6 protein-coding genes are annotated in these 3,471 nt (G+C 42.3%); 5 read left to right on the top strand and 1 reads right to left on the bottom strand.

The window, feature by feature from the left end:
* On the bottom strand, window positions 1-137 hold a 137-nt coding region (locus tag VTH8203_RS22095), incomplete at its 3' end, for a transposase (RefSeq protein ID WP_158296128.1).
* A 270-nt stretch (window positions 138-407) separates the two neighbouring features.
* Here VTH8203_RS22095 and VTH8203_RS22090 point away from each other — a divergent pair.
* The 5 genes from VTH8203_RS22090 to VTH8203_RS22070 all read left to right on the top strand — a co-directional run bounded on the left by VTH8203_RS22090 (window position 408) and on the right by VTH8203_RS22070 (window position 3,432).
* Complete coding sequence (locus VTH8203_RS22090; RefSeq protein ID WP_096995600.1) at window positions 408-1,001, top strand: hypothetical protein; 594 nt, start codon at window positions 408-410, stop codon at window positions 999-1,001.
* Between the two features lie 92 nt (window positions 1,002-1,093).
* Window positions 1,094-1,618: a GNAT family N-acetyltransferase gene (locus VTH8203_RS22085; protein ID WP_096995599.1), complete on the top strand. Its 525-nt coding sequence runs from the start codon at window positions 1,094-1,096 to the stop codon at window positions 1,616-1,618.
* A gap of 33 nt (window positions 1,619-1,651) precedes the next feature.
* Window positions 1,652-2,116, top strand: coding sequence for an OsmC family protein (locus VTH8203_RS22080; RefSeq protein WP_031496550.1), 465 nt, complete (start codon window positions 1,652-1,654; stop codon window positions 2,114-2,116).
* A gap of 220 nt (window positions 2,117-2,336) precedes the next feature.
* Window positions 2,337-3,011, top strand: coding sequence for a carbon-nitrogen hydrolase family protein (locus VTH8203_RS22075; RefSeq protein ID WP_306346048.1), 675 nt, complete (start codon window positions 2,337-2,339; stop codon window positions 3,009-3,011).
* A gap of 43 nt (window positions 3,012-3,054) precedes the next feature.
* Window positions 3,055-3,432 carry a DUF805 domain-containing protein gene (locus VTH8203_RS22070; protein ID WP_006073470.1) on the top strand — a complete coding sequence of 126 codons (378 nt, stop codon included), beginning with the start codon at window positions 3,055-3,057 and terminating at the stop codon, window positions 3,430-3,432.
* Window positions 3,433-3,471 lie beyond the last annotated feature (39 nt).

The raw sequence follows: 3,471 nt of genomic DNA, 5'->3' as shown, positions 1-3,471 counted from the left end.
ACCCACTTATCCATTGTCGATTTACCCACACCCATGGCTTTTGCGGCTTCAACAACGGTGTAGTTTTGGTCGAGAACAAGTTGCGCTGCTTCGAGTTTAAATTCCGCACTGAAAGTACGTCGGGTTCGCTTGGTCATAGTTTCACCTGTCATGCTATGAGGTGTATATTAACACCTCTAATCAGGTGGCCAAATTCACTATGCCACTACAAGACGACCTTTCCATACATATCACGCTCTTTATGGGTGTTATTCTTAATGGATAAAAATATTATCGGCCAGCACCGATAAAGCATATTCATGTAGGCGTTGTGTGATGGGCAAATCTAAACGAACCATTCCTTTATTTCTGACACTCTCATTGATTGTTGTGTTTCTTACTATATTCGCGGGAGCGAGTCTGATGGGGTGAATCATAGAATCAATGAAGTACTCAGCGAGCGCTTTAAGAGGTTTAAAACCGAAGATTTTTCTGCGCCTTGTTTTCCTATTTCCGTTGATTCGCATTTGGTGAATATCGACGAGTCTGGGACTTGCAACAACCAAAACTTTTTACTCTACATTAGTTTGTTGAAGCGTTTCGATTTAATGGATGGCAGCGCGTATACGCTCAAGATTAAGCGTAATAGCTTTTGGATACCGTTTCTTTTTTCGAATGAGGTAGGTGTGAGCATTCGGTTGCAAAAAGAAGATGAGAATAACTGGTTCTCTTTTGATTGGTTGCCATTTGTCGAAAAGCCAGAAGAACACTACATCGATGGCTTGTTTGTGATGGGGCGTGATCATTGGAAGTGGGCAATCAACGACGTAGAGATCAACGATGTGAAACTGCAACAGATATTCTCGGAGTATGAGCAAACGGTCGACTTTAATAAATACATCGAAAAAGTTGGCTCTCGCTATGAATTCAAAAATGGTGTGGTGGATAGCGAAAGTGCCAGCGATTTTGATAAGCGGTTACTGAGATTCAATCTTCAAAAAGTCATGGAGTTTTTGAAGTAATCGACTCAGCTGTCTAGAAGCGAAGGTATTATGTCTGCTATGGTTGTTGGCATAAAGAACTAGCACCTTGCAAAGATAAAGGAATCAATAACATGGAACTGGTTACTCCTTCATTAGAGCGGATGCAAGCCTTTGCGGTTTTCTACCAAGATTTTGAGCTCCACGATGTGGACAATGCGGAGTATTACCGCGAAGGCATGAGTGATTTTCCGAAATATGTTCAGCGTTTAATCGATGAAGAAAAGGGCGTCAATTTACGCCAAGGCTATGTGCCTTGCAGTCATTTTTGGTTGCTAGATTCTGAACAGAGAATTCTAGGTGCGATTCGTGTCCGTCATCATATTAATAATGAATTTCTGTCATCAGAAGGTGGTCATATTGGTTACGACATTGCCCCTTCATATCGAGGGGCAGGCTATGGAAAGCATATGCTCAAACTTGTTTTACCCAAAGCGAATGCCTTAGGTATCGAGCGAGCCTTGGTGACCGCAGATGAAGATAACGTCGCTTCAAGACACGTTATTGAATCCAATGGCGGTGAGTTAGAAAATATCGTCATGGGGGAGGTGTTTCCTAACCCAATTGCGAGATATTGGGTTGAATGCATTCAAGGTTAGTTTAATTATCGCCATTGCTATCAGGAGGATGAAATGTCAGAGCATTACGCACAGATAAGTTGGCAGCGAAAACAGGACGAAGTATTTAGTGATAATAACTATAGCCGTGGTCATGTATGGGAATTTGATGGCGGTTTGACGGTCCCTGCATCACCTTCACCTCATGTGGTGCCATTGCCTCTCTCTATAGAAGAAAACATTGATCCAGAGGAAGCCTATATTGCTGCTTTATCAAGCTGCCATATGCTGGTTTTCTTATCGATTGCTGCAAAACGAAAATATGTTATCGACAGCTACATCGATAAAGCTGTTGGAATACTTGCAGAGAATGAAGCGGGAAGAATGGCAGTCACCAAAGTCATTTTGCGCCCGGATGTAGTGTTCTCTGGAGAGCGCGTACCTACCCGAGAACAGCTTGAAAAAATGCACCATTTGTCGCATGAAAACTGCTTTATCGCCAATTCTGTAAAGACTGAAATTGTGACCGAAATTAGTTAAGGATTGGTGTCGTCCGATCGAGCTCTGACAATACCCGACAAAACTACTATACAATTCATTGAATAGCTATCGTATGTTAGATCAAGTTTAACAAGGACAAGGCTATTCAGTGATGAAGATCTCTATTGTTCAAACCGATTTGGTCTATAAAGACAAACATCAGAATCTACTTCAAGTCGTGCAACTTCTCTGAGAAACTCAAGAGGTTGGGGATGTCACTTTGCTGCCTGAATTGTTTTCTACTGGCTATATTTTTGACTCGCCTCAGGATATCCATGAGCTGTGTGAGGAGTATCAACACAGTCCCACCATTGAAACGTTACAGCAACTGGCTACGACTTATCAATCAGTCATCGTTGCTGGCATTGCAGAGCATCATGAAGGGCGTTTCTACAATAGCGTTGCCGTTATAGATAGCGCTGGCCTACAGCACCGTTATAGAAAAATCAGCCAAACCAATATCGACAAACAGTACTTCTCTCGCGGTGATTCATTGCTGACGTTTGAATACCAAGGTTATGTTTTCGGAGTCGCGATTTGTTTTGACTTGTGGTTTCCGGAAATTACTAGCGAATACGCAATATCCAATGTCGATGTTTTGTTGCATCCAGCAAACTTTGGTGGCGAACAGAGCCTACTTCTCTCTCGCACCAAAGCGATTGAAAACCACTGTTATGTAGCGACATGTAATCGAGTCGGTACAGATAAAACCCAGAATATCGTTGGCGAATATTGTGGTAATAGCCAAGTGATATCGGCCAGTGGTGAAATTTTGGCGCAGCTGAAATCAGTAGCTGCTGTTGAAACTATCGAACTGAGTAAGATCGAGACCAAGAAAGTGATTGGTGTGGATCTGATAAGTGAGATAGGGCAGATAGAAAAGAAGCTTAAGTAAAGTCTGTTCTTTAATGAGATAACAAACAAAAGGTAAGGGGTCTATGAATTGGTTTCTAAGTGTATTAAAACGGCCTGTTGATTTTAAAGGTCGCGCCAGGCGGAAAGAGTATTGGTATTTCTTTTTATACAGTTTGATATTAACGATCATTTTGTCAGTGATAGATAATGCACTTGGCTGGTACAACTCTGCCGAAGAAGTCGGGATTTTGAGCGGGGTGTTCACGCTGTTGATTTTGTTACCGAGCTTAGCTGTCACCGCACGTCGTTTACACGATACCGGTCGCTCCGGCTGGTGGATGTTGCTGTATATCATTCCAATAATCGGTTTTTTAATACTACTGTACTTCTTGGTGTTGGACAGCAAACCAGAGTCTAATCAGTATGGTAGTAACCCGAAGGCATACGAGATTAACGGATAATCGTTTTTGCTCAGATCTGGAGTTCAGATCTGAGCTGGT

The sequence above is a fragment of the Vibrio thalassae genome (genome assembly GCF_900089835.1).
Taxonomy (GTDB): domain Bacteria; phylum Pseudomonadota; class Gammaproteobacteria; order Enterobacterales; family Vibrionaceae; genus Vibrio; species Vibrio thalassae.
The sequence above is the reverse complement of the archived record's forward strand: the minus strand, read 5'-3'. Positions and strand labels throughout refer to the sequence as shown.